Source organism: Paenibacillus radicis (ex Xue et al. 2023) (genome assembly GCF_024722015.1).
GTDB lineage: Bacteria > Bacillota > Bacilli > Paenibacillales > NBRC-103111 > Paenibacillus_S.
On record NZ_JANQBD010000016.1, the window covers coordinates 94,079 to 110,216 of the forward strand.

A 16,138-nucleotide genomic window follows, 5' to 3' on the forward strand; every position below is an offset into this window, starting at 1 on the left:
AAAGAAGACAAAATAAGGACCTTTAACAGCTTTAATTATTCACTTCCTAATCGGCAGCTGTATAGGTGGAAGGAGCCGTTGATTCTGAACAGACGTAAACGAGAGTCTTCTGTACCACGCAGACCTCTATCCCATCTTAGCCAATATGGTGTGACGCATCTTTACCGTAAAAATCCTTTAATGGTCGCATGGTGGTCAGCCGCATTTCCTGGTTTTGGGCACTTTCTACTTAACCAATATGCACGTGCTTGCTTATTAACACTGTGGGAACTGTTTATCAATTCGTTTGCCCATATTAATGAGGCTATGCTGTATTCATTTTGCGGTGATTTTAAAATGGCAAAGGCTATTATTAATCCCCAATGGGTATTCGCTTATATGCTAATTTACTTATTTTCAATTTGGGACAGCTACCGTTCAACGGTAGAAGCGAATAAGCTTTGTGAATTAGCTGAAATGGAGAATGCACGAATCGATGGATTTATCATACGGCCTTTGGGTATTCAATATTTGGAGAAGAAAAGTCCGCTATCCGCAGCGTTCAGTTCTTTTTTTTTCCCCGGGCTTGGTCAGCTCTATAATCACCGGTTTGGGCTGGCTTTTTATGCTATGTTCTCATACTGCATATATATAGGGCTGTCTCATGCGCATGAGGCGGTGATTATGATGATGCATGGCCGAATCCGTGAATCAACAGCTATTTTACATCCTCACTGGCTGCTTTTCATGCCTTCAATACTCGGAGGTTCTATCTACCATGCTTATATAAGTGCGGTCGAACACAATCGTTTGTTTCGCATCGAGCAGAGACAATTTCTTGCGGAACGTTATGGATTTACCGATAGCAGTACAATTTTTCATTAAGGCAGGAAGATTATATGTTAATCGTAAGCACCTTCGAGCATTCCGTTGAATTGGAGCAGGCCCTGGCTGTTCTTGAGAAGAATGGTATCGATAGCAGTCATATTTTGGCTGTTCCTATGGATGCTTTTCCGAACAAATCATTTGCTTTTGCCTCTGAGGCATCCGAACAAGCTCATAAAGCATTTGAAGTTGGAATGGCTTGCGCTACAGCATGTGGTGTTTTGGGGTCGACCTATGGATTCATTTTGGAATGGGGGCCGCTTATCTGGGGACTTATGGCTGCAGTAGGTGGATTTGGAGCGGGCTTCGGCATCTATCGTTTATATATTGTACCAAGGAGTCAAGCAAAGCGCTTAAAGGCAAGCAAACTTCCCGAAGTAACCGTAATTATCCGATGCACCACTGCCAAACATTTGGAGGTGTGCAAGGTACTCTGGCAGTACAAGGCACTTACCGTCGGATCCATCGCCGACCAATCCGCTCAGCCGGAACCTATACAATAACCAGTAAAACGCTGCTACTATATGTTTTTTAACTGGCAATTTTATTTTCAATCGAGGTATAGTAGTGGAGAAGCTTGTTCTGTTATTCACGTAATCATTTATTTTATTATTTTAAAAGAGAGCGGTGAAATATTGTATGAGTTCCAGCGGCCGTCCATTAAGTGGAGAACCCTTTAAATTGCTCAAAAATAGGGTGTGGAGAACCTACTCTGGAGGTAAATTTCTGGAAGAATGGCAAGGTTCACTCCAAGCAGAGGACACGAGCTTTCCGGAGGAGTGGGTGGCATCCACTGTAGTAGCCAAGAATGTGGGCAGGGAGCACATTAAGGAGGGTTTGAGCCTAGTAAGCTTGGATAATGGGGAGACCATGCCGCTGCTTGATTTAATTTTATCTGATCCCCAAGGCTTTCTGGGTAAATCACATGTTGCTAAATACGGCGCGCAAACCGCATTGCTGGTCAAAGTGCTGGACGCATCTGAGAGACTGACGATACAGGTACACCCGGATAGAGCATTTGCAATGGAGCAGTTTGAATCTCAGTTTGGCAAAACAGAAGCATGGTATGTGATGGGTGGAAGAGCTATCGACGGTGAGGAGCCTTATGTTTTATTCGGATTTAAGCCTGGAGTGACGAAAGAAAGCTGGCGGGAGCTTTTTGAACGACAGGATATTGACGGTATGATCGACGCGCTCCATCGTATCCCTGTTCAGGAAGGCGATGTGTTTCTGGTTGAGGGCGGCATTCCTCATGCTATTGGAAGCGGCTGCTTTCTAATCGAGATCCAGGAGCCTACGGACCTTACTCTGCGTGTAGAAAGAACTACCCCCAAGGGCAATAGTGTTCCAGACTTGGCTTGTCATCAAGGTATTGGAATCGAACGCATGCTCGATTGCTTCCACTATGAATCGCACTCCTACGAGAACGCCAGAAGCAAATGGAAGAAGTCACCTGCATTACTGAGAGAGAGCGAAGACGGCAAGGAGCTGGTTCTGATCGGAAAAGAAAGCACAGACCGCTTCCGCATGCATACAATCGAAGTCACTGGCTGTTTTTCAACTGAAGGCAGCGGCGTATTTGGAATCGCTATTGTCATTTCCGGGTCAGGCTCCGTAAGTTGGGCTGATGGAGAGATGTCTATTAACCAGTCTGACGAAATTTTTATGCCGGCAGGTTTGAATGCGTTGTCATGGAACAGCGATGGCGCTGACAAGCTGAAAGTTGTGTTATGTTATCCTCCCGAGTGAAACGAAGGGGGAATGCATCTATAAGAAAAGCTTCTGATCGAAGCCCATTCGATGAAGATACATTCGTGTATTAGCGGTGGCTTTTCTTGCAATATCAGACTTCTTCAGCTCCGCTGAAAACTTATAGTCTGATATTATAAAAAAACAGAAGCCTCCAACCCACTAGGCAGTGGTGTTGGAGGCTTCTATGTTTGTTGAATAGGTGTCGGAGTAACCCTGTCAAATACGGGAAGGTTATTTATTCGCTGTGGGATTCTCCTTGCTCAGCCTGACGGAAAGAATGACGTTGCCGCCCTTCTTCAAAGGATTCGTATCGCGCAGCACCGTCCGTAATCCTACTTCTCTTACACCGTTTACGGAAACGGTCATTGGAAACGATTCCTGCTTCACTAAGGTGCTCTTACCGTCTGAAATTACATACATATCTACGAATTCCGTTTTATCCTGACTAACCAGATCAATAGTTAAGTAACTATACCCTGATGGGAAAACGGCGGTTTCAATTTCGCCTGCTTTTCGAATGTTTTTCGTAATGGTACCCGACTCGCCATTATTGCCCTGCGTTTTAAAGAAGTCGCGAACATTGGTAGCAGTTTGGCTGGAAGGGCCGCTGCCTTTAGGATCGTTCCAAGGATCGGAAACCCCTGAGTTCGAGCCGGTACCGCTGCCGGTGCCTCCCCCTGCTGCCCCTCCGATTCCAGTACCCGTCTGCTTTAAATCAATTGTAGAGTAATCGACAAGCCAATAACTCTTTTTAAGATAATTATAAATCCGGTTCAGTATTGTAACGGCTTCAGCTCGTGTAACTTTGTCTAATGGGCGGAAATACCATTCATTATTCGCAGTCATGATACCGGAGGACTGAAGGCTTGCCAGAACACTGGCCTGCGCATTGGAGAACCCGTCCGAACCAAATTGGCAATCGCCAGCTCCAGTACCCATAAACAACGAAGGGAACACGCCGTTACTTGTAGAAATTTGGGTATTGGCGGAGTCTAAGCGTCCATCTGCTTGCACGGCTTTATCGTATTCATCTTGATTTTTAAATATTTTAGAGGGAACATCTTTGAATTTGGATACGATGGAACAAACATCATTCGGTGTTATCCGGCGGTCAATCATCCGGGTGTCAAAAAACGAATACAGCATATTAGCCAACTGGAGGCGGTTTAATTGTGTATCGGGTCGGAAAGTAAGCTGGCCATACTGGCTCAGTCCGTATATGCCCCATTGAAAGGAGTTGTCATAAATATCTGAGATTTGCTTGTATGCCCAATGCTCAGGGGGGACATCGGAGAACTGTTCGATTTTATTTGTGCCGGAAGCATATAGATTAGGTCTGTACGTATCGAATAGACGATACACCATCACTGTCCATTCCGCTTTAGTAACGGTTTCATTCGGCAGGAAGGTTCCGTCCGGATAGCCTGTCAAAATTTGGTTTTCGGCCATTAAGCTGATCGAACTTAGAGCCCAACTGTTTTGCTGAGGGTTAACATCGCTGAAAGTAACGGCAGCAGTGGCTGAGGGTCCGGGAAGAATCAGCGCTGCTGTAAGTAATAATGTACACCATTTGCTTATTTTGCCTTGAATTTTTCTCATCTTCAATACCCTCCAATCTCTATCTTTATATCGGCTAATACAGATCGATTGTTAACATTTGGAACGAAATTTGATGAAAACTCGTAATATACAAAAGACAAGTACAATGTAATAATAGGATTTTAATGGGTTAATATTCTTTGTATTTTGTCAAAATGCAACAAATATCGGGCTGATTTGATTATTTTCCAAGTAGAGTTAAAATTTTTTGTCAGTAAAACCGATATAAGCTTTATAGCAAATCGTAGACACTATCATTTCCGGGGAACGCATGAATAGGACGGTGATTTTATTGTAAGGAATGGTTTTGTACAAGGTTTGATTGGTTTGAAATTTATCGAATTAAGGAGAGATACAATTGACATCAATGAAAAAAATAGTTAACTATATGCTGTTGTTCGCGCTGTTGTTCTCGATCATACCGGCTCAGTTTGCAGCAGCGGCGCCGCCACCGCCGTGTTTGCAAGCAGACCCTTCGGTAGTAACTTGCCCGCCGCTTGTTCCTAACTACTTTTTCCCGGATGACGGCGAGTTGAAAGCAACGGCCAACATGGAAATTTTGAAGTCTGGGACGTCCGGCAACTTAACGCGCAACACGGCCAAACTATCCAACTCCGGGAAAATTTCCATAGGGGGGACTTTTCAACAAGTAACCGGTTCTACTTTGACGCTTGAAGTGGAACAAATTTCACTAGTTGGCGCCGAATGGGTTAAACAGGCTAATAAAAGCTCTGTTACTACAGTTGGAGCTGTTAACAACCGTTTTCAGGTTAGCGATGTAGATCTTTTTCAGGGTTACAACCGCTTGACATTCATAGGCTCGCAGGGAGCAGCTACAAAAAAAGATGTTTTCTATGTACTATACGATCAGGCTCCTTTGATTAAGAAAATGCAAATTAACTCAAACAGTGAGCTTTTGGATTTGAATGAGGGAGCGAGCCTTGTCCTGACGAAAGGCGTTGCTTATATTCAAGGTACCGTTGATAATGCTAATAAAATGACGATTAACGGCGAAAAAGCTTCCGTATTGGATAATGGCTTGTTCTATGGGCCGGCTATGAATTTGCAGCCAGGATTGAACAAGTTTGAAATTACAATAGCTAACAATACCGATACGATTACAGTTAAGCGTCAAGCTTACTACTATGATAAAGATAAGCCATTTACCATTGTTGATGTAACACAGGATGGTGTTAAGCAAAGCTTGCTAACTTCACCTCCTCCTTCGTTTACGGGTACAACACATAGCGCTGATTTAGACTTGCAATTTTTAGTTCCTTTTGATAGTGCGCCTTTTAATGGAAATTCTACCATTACTATTAACGCGGGTACTCCTGTGAATATTACTGCAGCGGGGACTAACCCGAAAGCGACTGAAACTGTCATCACCAATACATATGGTTCGCCTGCGTTCAAACTGGTGAATGTAACAGTTCCTGCTGCTTTTTACCCATTGGTAGAAGACTCAGCCGGGACGCTGCTCCCGAATCAACCTGTAAACATTGCAATCAGTTATATACCATCCATTGGTGGTACGCCATGGACGATCATTGATAAGTTTCAGTTTAAGCTTGCCTCGGGTCAAACATTGATTAGAGGTGCAAGATTGCTGCAGGGATACGATGGCGTTTCTCCAATTACGGATGCAACATTGAGTGCCCCTTTAAACGGTCAAGAAGTAAAAACGCAGGATTTCTATATCATTGTGGACGCTACAGCACCTTTAGCGGTAGCGGATCCAAATGATCCGACTATAACCAATTATTTAACGGTTGGATTGCAACCACTAGGTAATACAACAATTACAGCTACACAAACTGGTGTTGCTTCGCCAGCTGGCGCAACAGTTAACATTGGCCAGGTTTATAAAATTTCCAACCTGCCGGAGGGTGCTCAAACCATTGCTTTTGCAGTTGGCACCAATCCTGTTTCATACACAGCGAGAGTAACTTATGTTTCTAAGCTATACATTGAGCTGGATAATCTATATGAAGGTCAAGTTATTGAGAAAGATACATCCGTCTTGACAAATAATATAGTTCTATCAGGGAAATATATTGGATTCGGTCCTGACGCCAGAGTGAAGAACGAGAAATTATTCGTTAACAATGTCAATAAAACAACCGGTCCGATATCCATAGTAGATGCTAACGATAACACGATTCGTAATATTGATCCGATGACTCTTGTTATTTCAGCTTCGGGGCCATTATTCATCGGCGAAAATAAAATCAAGATAACGGTTGATTATACCGATGGAGTGTCGACCATTTTGCGGAATTATGTAAAAGAGGTCAAGTTTTATATTGTCGATAAAAATTTACCGGTGATTAGCGATATTAGACCATTAACGCCGCCAACATCAACAAGGGTACCTCTGACAGATCCGATTAGAGCGAATTATTTGCCGCCTTCTCCGGAGCTTCAATTAATTAACGGTGCGTATGTAACTACCCTTTCTAAATTCGACTTATTCGTTGAAGGTTCCGGAGCAGATGATATAACGATTAGAGAAGGGGCAACAGAAATCTTTAAAATGAACCCTAGTGCTACGGTTCCGGCGCCAAATGCTTATTATTCGAGAGCTGACTTTGAAGGAAGCCGGAGCGCCTTCAAGCTTCGATTGGATGATGTGTTAATTCCGGCTGGTTCTCATACTTACACAATTGTATTTACCAATAATACGAATGGTGCTGCAGCTACTTCAACGCTAACGGTGCAAAGCCAAAATGTGCCTTACCGTGTACTTTCACCGGTTCCGAATACAGGCGATAAAATCATTGTTAATAAAAACTTCGTGTTGTTTGATATCGAAGCAGTTGGAGCAAAGGATGTACAAATTAACGGTAATTCCGCCAAGCTGCGCAAAGATATGCCTAACCGGTATATGTACACTTTAACCGGTCTTAAACCGGATACGGACAATAAAATCAATTTGGTTATAAAAGGTGGAAGTGCGGACGTGAAAGAGACAATCACGGTCACGTACGTTTCCAATCCTGACAAAGGCACCATGTTTATGGAGCCAATGAGTGACAAGCACAATGTATTTAATAAAGCTTTGCAGCTTACATTCCCTAAGAACAATGTTCTACGGCGTGAGATTGATGGTAAGATTGAGCCCAAAGTAGACTTGTTATTTGGTATTGCAGATCCTGAGAATGGTAACACAGAGTTAGTCAACGACTATAATCAAAAAGTCGGAACGGACATTGACTCTAGAACGCCGAGCACTCCGACTCAGACGAGAATCCCGATTGACAGCTCACTTTCAAGCAGCTTTGATCCAGGTCTCGGGCCTAGACATTTTATGAGAGTTTCCGATTATTACTGGATTTCAGCAGGTATGGGTGAAGCATCCAAAGTAGGAGCTTCCGACTATAAGCCTGTTACTGGCGGATTGGCGCCGTACTCCACTGAAGGTACTTTTACCCGTTATGATGACAGAAGAAAAGTAGTACCGAGTGAGCGAGGCGTACTTACTATTAAATATGATGATAGTGTTGTATCCCAGGCTGCAGCAGAAGTAACTGTATTCCTTTTGGATGATAAAGGCGAATGGAAAAATATCGGAGGTAAAGTTGATGCGAAAGCTAAGACTGTAACCGTACCGTTTGACCAGTTTGGATACTATATGGTCGCTAAACTGAAATACGGCTATGACGATATTTCCAACCACATTTGGGCACGAGATATTTTGCAGGCTCTATTGTCCAAGGGCTATATGCCAGCTTTGTTTGGAAATGAATTTGGAGCCGATGACAGCGTGACGCGCGGTGAATTTGCAGGTCTGATGGTTCGCTCGCTAGGTATGAAGATTAACTCGGATGACAACAATACATTCGGCGATATATTGCCTGGAAGTAACTCTGCGGCTTGGACGTATGAGGAGATAGAGACGGCGGCCAGAGCTGGTATTGTCCAAGGCTTCGAGGCTCAAATTTTCGGAGCGGACAGGCCGATAACACGTGAGCAGGCAGCGGTTATGCTCTCTCGTGCAATGAATGTCACTTTGGCGATGAATGATGATAAATTGAAGGCCAAAGTTGAGAAGGCATTTGCAGACATTGCGAGTATGGACGTTTATGCACTTCCAGCTATTGAAGCTATGAATTCCGCTAAAGTTATGGTGGGCAGTCCGGTGATTTCTCCTATTCCTACCAAAAACAAACCATTAATTAATTTTAACCCGAAGGGTAAAATGACAAGAGCGGAAGCTGCTCAAATAGCAGTACGCTTATTGCAAAAGTATGTAAAAGGCGCTCTTCCTGCAAACCTAAGTTAACCAAATAAAGGGAAAAAGGGGATGTCCAAAAGACATTCCCTTTTTCCTTTATTTTCAAAATGTTTCCACCCAATTGTGGTTCGATTCATTTGCTTTTTAATCCCTGGCATGGTAAGATGTAATTAATCAAAAAACGTGAGACCTGAATTCACATATTGTTAAGGGTTATCATTAGAACGATGGAACCTTTTGCAATGTGTGAATTTTTATTTTGAAAATAAAAGGATCATGTTAATTTAATTTTGGAGGTATTTACAATGCAAACAGGAACAGTGAAATGGTTTAACGCAGAAAAAGGATTTGGTTTTATCGAAGTTGAAGGCGGAAATGACGTATTCGTACATTTCAGCGCAATCACTGGCGAAGGCTTCAAATCCTTGGACGAAGGTCAACGCGTTCAATTCAACGTGGTTCAAGGCAACCGCGGACCTCAAGCTGAGAACGTTGTAAAACTGTAATATTACAGTAGAAACCGACTGCCCTTAACATGCGTTGAGGGCAGTTTTTTCTTTTTTGGTTGTGCAATCAAAAGGGAGGCTAACCATGTACTATCGAAGAAAATCGTTAGAGGATCTTCCGGAGGAGAATACTGCCATTTGGTCATGCTCGAAAGAAGGTTGCAACGGATGGATGCGGGATAACTTTGCATTCGAATACGTGCCTACTTGTCATCAATGTAATTCCTTGATGGAGAGCAGCGTGAAGATGCTTCCGCTTCTTGTCAACACAAACCGCGATTTGAAATCGATTAAGAAAGGCGTGCAGATTCTGTAGCCGCTGACCTGATAACCGCTTGTTCCAGTATTAGACGGAAAGCGGTTTTTTTGTACGCAAAAAAGGAGCTGCCCCTGAAAGTTTGGAGGAGGGGAGCTCCGATACTTCATTAACTCGTCGTTGCCGGTAAATGTGCAAGGATCGAATGTTTAATACGTGCTTTGGTTTCATCCAAATCGAGATTTTCGAACACATGCTCACAGTCTTTACGGTACGAGACCTCTTCAATATAATGGTCCATATAGTGCCTGATGATTTCATCAGATACAGCTTTGGCTTGCAGTCTTTCCTGGATCAATTGTTTGTTAACATAAATGAATAGTCGGATAGCTTTATCCCCGAATTCATACTTTAGTTTATTGGCACCAGATCGATTAACAATTACGTAAATAACCGGGCTCGCTTTCAACGCTGCTGTGATATCTGCTTTTTTAATGCCATAGAAATGATTGTCGAGCTCGACCGTCTGTATGAACTCCCCACGAATATCAGCTTCAATAAATTCCTTTCTGGAAGTAAAGTAATAATCTTTCCCATGTGTTTCTCTGGGGCGAGGATCTCTTGTAGTATGGGATATCACGAACTGGAAGCCCAATTCTTTGCCGATCTGGTGGGCAATTGTTTTTCTGCCGGAACCGCTGGTGCCTACAAATACAAAAATGGTACCGTTTTCAAAATTTCCGTTCATGAGAACCCCTCCTAGTTTTAAATGTGAAGAGTAACTCTAGTACTAACTCTATTATAGATTAAATAGTCAGAAAATTAAATCTATTTATTTGGCTAAAAAGTATGTTATGGACAAAATAGCAGTAGTTGACTAGTATGGAGTATGAGATCCATTGCGGTGAATTGGCCCTACATAGCAGTACCAAAACCTATTTGACAGGAGAGATCATCAATGTCCCAAGAATGTATTTACTGCGCTCAAGACGAGAGACAAGAAAAGATTATGATTGAAATTGGCAGGCTAAGAGTTTCTACGTTGTTTTTATTTAGGGAGCAAACCTACAGAGGGCGCTGTATCGTAGCATTAAATGATCATCAAACTGAATTTTTCCACCTGTCCCAGGACAAACAGGACGCCTATATGAGGGATGTTGCACAAGTTGCGAAAGCGATTGAACAGGCATTCTCGCCGGATAAAATCAACTACGGTGCATTCGGTGATACGATGCCGCATGTGCATTTTCACATTGTTCCTAAATATAAAGATGGAGCGGCATGGGGCAAGATGTTTGAGATGAGCCCTGCGGATAATAAGCAGCTTACTGATGCAGAATATGAAGAAGTTATTAACAAAATTAAGCAGCACTTATAAGATTTAGAGGCGGGGCTTGATTTAGACAATAGTTTGGCTAAGGAGGATCGAGAAGACATGACTTATACAGCAAACAGTCAAAGATATGAGGAAATGAAGTTCCGTCATTGCGGCCGCAGTGGATTGAAGCTTCCGGCCATATCGTTGGGATTGTGGCATAACTTCGGTGGTGTGGATGTGTTTGAGAACGGCAGGGCGATGGTGCGCCGGGCCTTCGATTTGGGAATAACTCATTTCGACTTGGCCAATAACTACGGACCCCCTCCTGGAAGTGCTGAGGAGATGTTTGGCAAAATTATTCAGGATGATTTCGCTCCATACCGGGATGAAATTATTATATCCTCCAAAGCGGGATATTACATGTGGCCAGGACCCTACGGGGAATGGGGCTCCAAGAAATATCTAATCTCTAGCTTGGATCAAAGCCTTAAGCGGATGAAGCTCGATTATGTTGATATTTTCTATCATCACCGTCCTGATCCGAATACTCCACTGGAAGAAACCATGGGAGCACTAGACTTGGTAGTTCGTCAAGGGAAAGCGCTCTATGTGGGACTCTCTAACTACAGTGCAGAGCAGACTAAAGAGGCTGTCCGTATCTTGAAGCAGCTGGGGACGCCTTGCTTGATCCATCAACCAAGATATTCGATGCTCGATAGATGGGTTGAGAATGGCCTGTTGGATGTGCTGGACGAGGAAGGCGTGGGAAGTATTGCTTTCTCTCCGCTTGCGAAAGGCATGCTGACCGACCGTTATTTACACGGAATTCCGAAGGATTCCAGGGCTGGAGGACAGAGCGTATTCTTGAAGCCGGAGGATTTAACCGACGAAGTTATGGCGAAAATCCGCAGCTTAACTGATATAGCCGAGAAACGTGGTCAAAAGCTTTCGCAGATGGCTTTAGCTTGGGTCCTGCGTGGCGGGAGAGTGACTTCCGCATTAATTGGGGCAAGCAGAGTCAGCCAGATTGAAGATGCAGTCGCCGCAATTAGCGGGCTTGACTTTAGCGCAGAGGAATTAGCTTCTATCGAGGCTATTCTGAAGAAATAATAGCCTATTAATATTCTATGGAAATCGCAGGAGAGCCAATGGTAATCCGCTGCTGCTGCGTAATCGAATTTCGGTGAACCGCCACTTGGAGGTTCATCTTTTCTTTGTCTCCCTCTGCTGTGGAATGGCTAATTTGGGGGGAGTAATAAGAAATACTGAGGCTTCCGGCATCCTCGTACCTATTAACCTCTTGAGCTTGCAGTTGTTTGGCGAATGACGGCTCTAGCGATGCTTCTTGTTCCTTGATTGACGAGCTTATGACTGCAGAGCCTTGAATCATGATATTCCAGTTAGGCTTAATCCCGATAGCTGTAAGTTTTTCCGTTAATTGCTTTTGAACAATTAGGATGGGAACCGTATCTTGCGGGCGGCTCGTTTCTGCACTTATTATGAGTTCGGTGGATCCGTTGGGGAAGCCAATAAATAGAAGAGTTGTTTCGATTCCTTCCAAATCGGTAGTTTTAGCTTGATAGAGTAGATGATCCCGTTCCTCAATGATCTCGCTGCTGACAGGAATATTTAGTTGAGTGCTAACCTTTCGGCCAATTTGAGCAAAGCTTTCTTTATTAGTGAATGATTGGTAACTGCCCGTATGCTTGATGATTACTTTTCTATCGGAGGAGGCGATAATTTGCTTGGATAAAGGAAGCAAGCGTTTGAGATCTTGATTAGCTGCATCCGCGTGTATAGTCCATAGACTTACAGCTGTTCCTATTGCAAGTAAGATGAGTAGACTGTATTTGGTCATCCGATTCATAGTAATTATCCCCCGGTTTCAAATCTATCAATCTAGTAATAAGCATTGACAGAAGCGGCCGGAAGTATACTTACGGTTTGTACGAAAAAAAAGCACTAGCCGCCTGCGGTTAGTGCTTTTTCCAAGTCGAGCGGATTCGCTCAACTATGACAAACGCGCTCGTCCTGGAGAGGACGGCGCAGCCGTTTATCCTTGTATGGTCGCAGCCCGAAAGCTGCGGCATTTTAATGGGTTTTGTGATGATTGAAAAGTAAGGGAAGCATCTTTGTATCCTTGACCATCTCGGAATGACATATAGGACATAGCGGACTTTTCTCAAGTGAGAAGTTTTCACGCATCCAGCATGAGCATCCTTCTTTACTGCACATCCAAACGGATGTCTGTTCTTCCTGAACCGGTTCCATGGTTTTCTTAGAAAAATACAAGATGAACCCTCCTTCGGTTTGTGCGGTGCGAATTCCATTGTAAGGATTATTAGCGATGGTCAAGAGCAAGATAGCGGATGAAACGTTCCTTCAAAGGGACGTTCTCGTTTATCGAGGTAAAGCGGAGCCCTTTATATATACGTTACTTGTCACTGAAAAAGAACTGCCCGGACGAGCAGTTCTCTCCCTCTGATGAAACCTTACAGTTTCACAACGTTTTCAGCTTGTGGTCCGCGATTGCCTTGAACAACGTTAAATTGTACGCGTTGTCCTTCTTCAAGGGATTTGTATCCGTCCCCTGTAATTGCGCTAAAGTGTACGAATACATCTTTGCCGCCTTCAACTTCAATAAAACCGAAACCCTTTTCTGCATTAAACCATTTCACTGTACCTGTTTCCATCTTCTTAAAAACCTCCAATAGCTTTTACTCATTTTTATATGCATGAACAAAAAATTCACACATTAGAAAGATTACCCCAAAAATCGAATTGATAACCCTTTCTAATATGTGAATTCAAATACGAATGTGTATAACGTAATGATACCACATTTTACAAGTTATCACAACAAATTAACATTTGACTTGGCTTAATTTTACCTGTAATGTTAAGCGATTAAAGGAGGCCGCTAATGCCGACAGAAAACTACAAATTGAACGTATTTGATCCTAAATTAGAGCCTTTTTTAACGGAATTATATAGACAACATCGTGAGCGAGCAGCAAGTATCGATTGGAGCTATCATGAATTTATTCCGTGGGAATTGGGACGCAGTTTTATAGATGAGCCATGGGCCCCGGAGCAGCGGAAACTCCCCTTATCCATTTATACCGCAGTAGAAACCTCCCTTCTGACAGAAGTCAATCTTCCCTTCTTTTACCATCATTTAGCCGTCACCTTTAAAGGCTCTTTGCAGGTTTTGCAGGATTTTGTTCATACCTGGGTTTCGGAAGAGGACCAGCATTCGTCTTTACTGGAAACTTACTTGATTATTACACGAAATGCAGATCCTCATGAGCTTCACCGTCTCCGTAAAGGAGTTGTGGAAGCAGGGTTTGTGCCTGATTTTGACACCGCAATGGAAACGATGGTTTATACCGCGATCCAGGAGCTGGCTACGATGGTGTTTTACAATAATGTAGCAAAAGCAGCTACTCCGTATGATCCACGGCTGGCCAAGCTTCTTAGAAGAATTGCGAAGGATGAAACGCTGCATTTTGCTTTTTATCGCGACGCTGTAAAGGGGTATCTCGGGGTAGATCATAACTTCGTTTATTATATACATAAGGCGATGACGAGTTTTGCTATGCCTGGCAAAGAGATGCCACAGTTCAAAGAGCGGATGGAAATGATATCAAAAGAGGCTAATTATGGGCCTGTATCTTATTTTAACCAAGTCTTCGATTATTTAATTCAATTCTGGGCGATTGAAAAGCTTCAGCCAAGCCGCAGTGAGTCAGAGGCAGCCAAGCAGGATCTGCTTATCTATCACAGCAAGCTGAAAAGGATCAGCGAGCGATTGGCAATTAAAGGTGCAAGTTAGTTATTGTCAGTGGAATAGAAAAGGACGACCGCGTGGCCGTCCCAGGAATCAAAGGGAGGCAGCCGCAATTTCTATTCAACGGCTTCCTCTGTTTTTTTGTGATCCGTTAGCTGAATTCGTCCTAGAAATGGGGTTAGCAGAGCGCCTAATATGACGAAGACCAAGGCGATCTGAAAGACGCTGTGAAGAGAATCCACTAATGAGATTTTTAGAATAGGTACGATCTTCTGAACAATAGCTTGCGGTAATTCTGCCAATGAAGCTGGGTTGAGCAGCAACGAGTAGAGGCCTTGCGGATCGGAGTGAATCATCGAAGTCATTTTGTCGGCAAAGCCGCGCGCTTCGGCTGGTAATTGCTGCAGTACCGGAACCAGCTTGTCGCTCAGCTCATGATCAGATCGGTAATTCATAACGGTCCCAAGGATAGTCATGCCGAACGTCCCGCCGATTTGCCGAAAAAACTGGCTGGAAGACGTTACGACGCCAAGCTCGGTTTTGGGAAAGCTTTCTTGAAGCGCTAAAGTAAGAATTGGCATAACAAGCCCAATACCTAACCCGATAACCATCATATAAGAGGATGCAGTCAGTTTAGTCGTATTCATGCTTAATGTACCCAAAAGAACAAAGCCCGCTGCCATTATGATCATACCCAACGTCATTTGGAAACGAACGCCTATCTTTTGTACAATCTGACCGCCTATTACGCTGGCTATAATCATGGTAATCATCATAGGCGTCATGACGGTTCCGGAAGCTGATGCACTAATACCAACGATCCCTTGCATAAACAATGGAACAAACATGATCGCTCCGAACATTCCGACAGCCATTAGAAATCCAATGCCGTTGATGATGGAGAAGGTACGGTTTTTGAATAAACGCATAGGTAAGATCGCTTCGCTAGCTCTGGATTCAATGCGAATGAATGCAATTATAGAAATTATGGAAACCCCTATCATACCAAGGATTTGCCAAGAGCCCCAAGCGTACTGCTTGCCTCCGAAGGTTAGAGCTAACAGCAAGGGCACCACACCCAGGATCATGGTAATCATCCCGCTGAAGTCGAAACGGATCGGGCCCGTTGCACGCACGCTTTTTAAACCAAGGGCAATAAAAACAACGGCTAGAAGCCCTACCGGAAGATTGATATAAAACACCCACCGCCAATTAAGTGAGTCTACAATCCAACCTCCCACCTGAGGTCCAATGACGGAAGCTAAACCGTAAATGGCCCCAAAAACCCCTTGCCATTTCGCACGCTGTTTACCGGTAAATAAGTCACCTATAATAATCATGGCCATTGGCATCATTATTCCGCCCCCCACACCCTGAAGGGTACGGTACCAAATTAACTGTGTTATGGTTTGGGACATACCGCAAAGCGCTGAGGCCAGCATAAATACTATAAGTCCGGTCATATAGACCACTCTTCGTCCTAATAAATCGGCCAGCTTACCGGCAATAGGAACTACCGTGGTTGAACTTAGCATGTAGGCGGTCGTTAGCCAAGCCATTACGCTCAATCCACCCAATTCTCCAACAATCCGCGGCATGGCGGTACCTACGATGGTCCCATCTAACGCTGCGAACAGCATGGCAATAATTAAACCTGTGATCAACAGTCCCCGCTTTGTTTCAGATCCTTTTGAAACGGCTTCAGAGCCTTGTGAAATTTCCATAGCTAATTTCCTCCTGTCAGTACTTGTAGCGTTTCCTTATAAGAAGTAGAAGATGCAATGTAAGAGATTACGGATTATTTTGGCAGAGGGGA

Annotated in this window: 15 protein-coding genes; 9 read left to right on the plus strand and 6 right to left on the minus strand. The window is 43.7% G+C overall.

Features of this window, described 5'->3' with window-relative positions:
- The first annotated feature begins 78 nt into the window (after nucleotides 1-78).
- The 3 genes from NV381_RS21405 (at nucleotide 79) to NV381_RS21415 (ending at nucleotide 2,613) form a co-directional block, all read left to right on the plus strand.
- Nucleotides 79-864 (plus strand): hypothetical protein, encoded by a 786-nt coding sequence (locus NV381_RS21405; RefSeq protein WP_258215319.1) that lies wholly within the window; start codon nucleotides 79-81, stop codon nucleotides 862-864.
- Between the two features lie 14 nt (nucleotides 865-878).
- Nucleotides 879-1,367, plus strand: coding sequence for a hypothetical protein (locus tag NV381_RS21410; RefSeq protein WP_258215320.1), 489 nt, complete (start codon nucleotides 879-881; stop codon nucleotides 1,365-1,367).
- A 136-nt stretch (nucleotides 1,368-1,503) separates the two neighbouring features.
- Entirely contained in the window at nucleotides 1,504-2,613 is a 1,110-nt protein-coding gene (locus NV381_RS21415) for a type I phosphomannose isomerase catalytic subunit (RefSeq protein ID WP_258215321.1), read from the plus strand.
- A gap of 234 nt (nucleotides 2,614-2,847) precedes the next feature.
- Here the strand turns inward: NV381_RS21415 and NV381_RS21420 are convergent, their stop codons facing one another.
- Complete coding sequence (locus NV381_RS21420; protein ID WP_258215322.1) at nucleotides 2,848-4,215, minus strand: S-layer homology domain-containing protein; 1,368 nt, start codon at nucleotides 4,213-4,215, stop codon at nucleotides 2,848-2,850.
- Between the two features lie 367 nt (nucleotides 4,216-4,582).
- On the opposite strand from NV381_RS21420, the gene NV381_RS21425 reads away from it, so the two are divergent.
- The 3 genes from NV381_RS21425 (at nucleotide 4,583) to NV381_RS21435 (ending at nucleotide 9,274) form a co-directional block, all read left to right on the plus strand.
- Nucleotides 4,583-8,500: an S-layer homology domain-containing protein gene (locus NV381_RS21425; protein WP_258215431.1), complete on the plus strand. Its 3,918-nt coding sequence runs from the start codon at nucleotides 4,583-4,585 to the stop codon at nucleotides 8,498-8,500.
- A 257-nt stretch (nucleotides 8,501-8,757) separates the two neighbouring features.
- Nucleotides 8,758-8,958, plus strand: a complete 201-nt coding sequence (locus tag NV381_RS21430) for a cold-shock protein (RefSeq protein WP_171651867.1) — start codon at nucleotides 8,758-8,760, stop codon at nucleotides 8,956-8,958.
- Between the two features lie 85 nt (nucleotides 8,959-9,043).
- A complete protein-coding gene (locus NV381_RS21435; RefSeq protein ID WP_258215323.1) occupies nucleotides 9,044-9,274 on the plus strand; it encodes a cold-shock protein in 231 nt (76 codons plus the stop codon).
- Nucleotides 9,275-9,383: 109 nt separating this feature from the next.
- On the opposite strand, the gene NV381_RS21440 is transcribed toward NV381_RS21435, so the two are convergent.
- Nucleotides 9,384-9,962: a guanylate kinase gene (locus NV381_RS21440; RefSeq protein ID WP_258215324.1), complete on the minus strand. Its 579-nt coding sequence runs from the start codon at nucleotides 9,960-9,962 to the stop codon at nucleotides 9,384-9,386.
- Nucleotides 9,963-10,172: 210 nt separating this feature from the next.
- Between NV381_RS21440 and NV381_RS21445 the strand changes: the two genes are divergently transcribed.
- On the plus strand, nucleotides 10,173-10,592 hold the full coding sequence (locus tag NV381_RS21445; protein ID WP_258215325.1) for an HIT family protein: 420 nt from the start codon (nucleotides 10,173-10,175) through the stop codon (nucleotides 10,590-10,592).
- A 57-nt stretch (nucleotides 10,593-10,649) separates the two neighbouring features.
- The gene (gene mgrA, locus NV381_RS21450; protein ID WP_258215326.1) at nucleotides 10,650-11,642 is read left to right on the plus strand and encodes an L-glyceraldehyde 3-phosphate reductase; all 993 of its coding nucleotides are present in this window, start codon (nucleotides 10,650-10,652) and stop codon (nucleotides 11,640-11,642) included.
- Between the two features lie 7 nt (nucleotides 11,643-11,649).
- On the opposite strand, the gene NV381_RS21455 is transcribed toward mgrA, so the two are convergent.
- From NV381_RS21455 to cspD, 3 genes are all read right to left on the minus strand, one after another.
- A complete protein-coding gene (locus NV381_RS21455) occupies nucleotides 11,650-12,399 on the minus strand; it encodes a YwmB family TATA-box binding protein (RefSeq protein WP_258215327.1) in 750 nt (249 codons plus the stop codon).
- Nucleotides 12,400-12,623: 224 nt separating this feature from the next.
- Entirely contained in the window at nucleotides 12,624-12,824 is a 201-nt protein-coding gene (locus NV381_RS21460; protein ID WP_171651966.1) for a cold-shock protein, read from the minus strand.
- A gap of 200 nt (nucleotides 12,825-13,024) precedes the next feature.
- Nucleotides 13,025-13,225, minus strand: a complete 201-nt coding sequence (gene cspD, locus NV381_RS21465; RefSeq protein WP_166152724.1) for a cold-shock protein CspD — start codon at nucleotides 13,223-13,225, stop codon at nucleotides 13,025-13,027.
- Nucleotides 13,226-13,455: 230 nt separating this feature from the next.
- Between cspD and NV381_RS21470 the strand changes: the two genes are divergently transcribed.
- Nucleotides 13,456-14,367 carry an acyl-ACP desaturase gene (locus NV381_RS21470; RefSeq protein ID WP_258215328.1) on the plus strand — a complete coding sequence of 304 codons (912 nt, stop codon included), beginning with the start codon at nucleotides 13,456-13,458 and terminating at the stop codon, nucleotides 14,365-14,367.
- Between the two features lie 71 nt (nucleotides 14,368-14,438).
- On the opposite strand, the gene NV381_RS21475 is transcribed toward NV381_RS21470, so the two are convergent.
- Nucleotides 14,439-16,046 carry an MDR family MFS transporter gene (locus NV381_RS21475; protein ID WP_258215329.1) on the minus strand — a complete coding sequence of 536 codons (1,608 nt, stop codon included), beginning with the start codon at nucleotides 16,044-16,046 and terminating at the stop codon, nucleotides 14,439-14,441.
- Nucleotides 16,047-16,138 lie beyond the last annotated feature (92 nt).

Bases quoted from the DNA above. Each gene is read 5' to 3' on its own strand.
- NV381_RS21410 (WP_258215320.1), top strand. From the start codon at position 879: ATGTTAATCGTAAGCACCTTCGAGCATTCCGTTGAATTGGAGCAGGCC.
- NV381_RS21415 (WP_258215321.1), top strand. From the start codon at position 1,504: ATGAGTTCCAGCGGCCGTCCATTAAGTGGAGAACCCTTTAAATTGCTC.
- NV381_RS21420 (WP_258215322.1), bottom strand. From the start codon at position 4,215: ATGAGAAAAATTCAAGGCAAAATAAGCAAATGGTGTACATTATTACTT.
- NV381_RS21425 (WP_258215431.1), top strand. From the start codon at position 4,583: ATGAAAAAAATAGTTAACTATATGCTGTTGTTCGCGCTGTTGTTCTCG.
- NV381_RS21430 (WP_171651867.1), top strand. From the start codon at position 8,758: ATGCAAACAGGAACAGTGAAATGGTTTAACGCAGAAAAAGGATTTGGT.
- NV381_RS21435 (WP_258215323.1), top strand. From the start codon at position 9,044: ATGTACTATCGAAGAAAATCGTTAGAGGATCTTCCGGAGGAGAATACT.
- NV381_RS21440 (WP_258215324.1), bottom strand. From the start codon at position 9,962: ATGAACGGAAATTTTGAAAACGGTACCATTTTTGTATTTGTAGGCACC.
- NV381_RS21445 (WP_258215325.1), top strand. From the start codon at position 10,173: ATGTCCCAAGAATGTATTTACTGCGCTCAAGACGAGAGACAAGAAAAG.
- mgrA (WP_258215326.1), top strand. From the start codon at position 10,650: ATGACTTATACAGCAAACAGTCAAAGATATGAGGAAATGAAGTTCCGT.
- NV381_RS21455 (WP_258215327.1), bottom strand. From the start codon at position 12,399: ATGAATCGGATGACCAAATACAGTCTACTCATCTTACTTGCAATAGGA.
- cspD (WP_166152724.1), bottom strand. From the start codon at position 13,225: ATGGAAACAGGTACAGTGAAATGGTTTAATGCAGAAAAGGGTTTCGGT.
- NV381_RS21470 (WP_258215328.1), top strand. From the start codon at position 13,456: ATGCCGACAGAAAACTACAAATTGAACGTATTTGATCCTAAATTAGAG.
- NV381_RS21475 (WP_258215329.1), bottom strand. From the start codon at position 16,046: ATGGAAATTTCACAAGGCTCTGAAGCCGTTTCAAAAGGATCTGAAACA.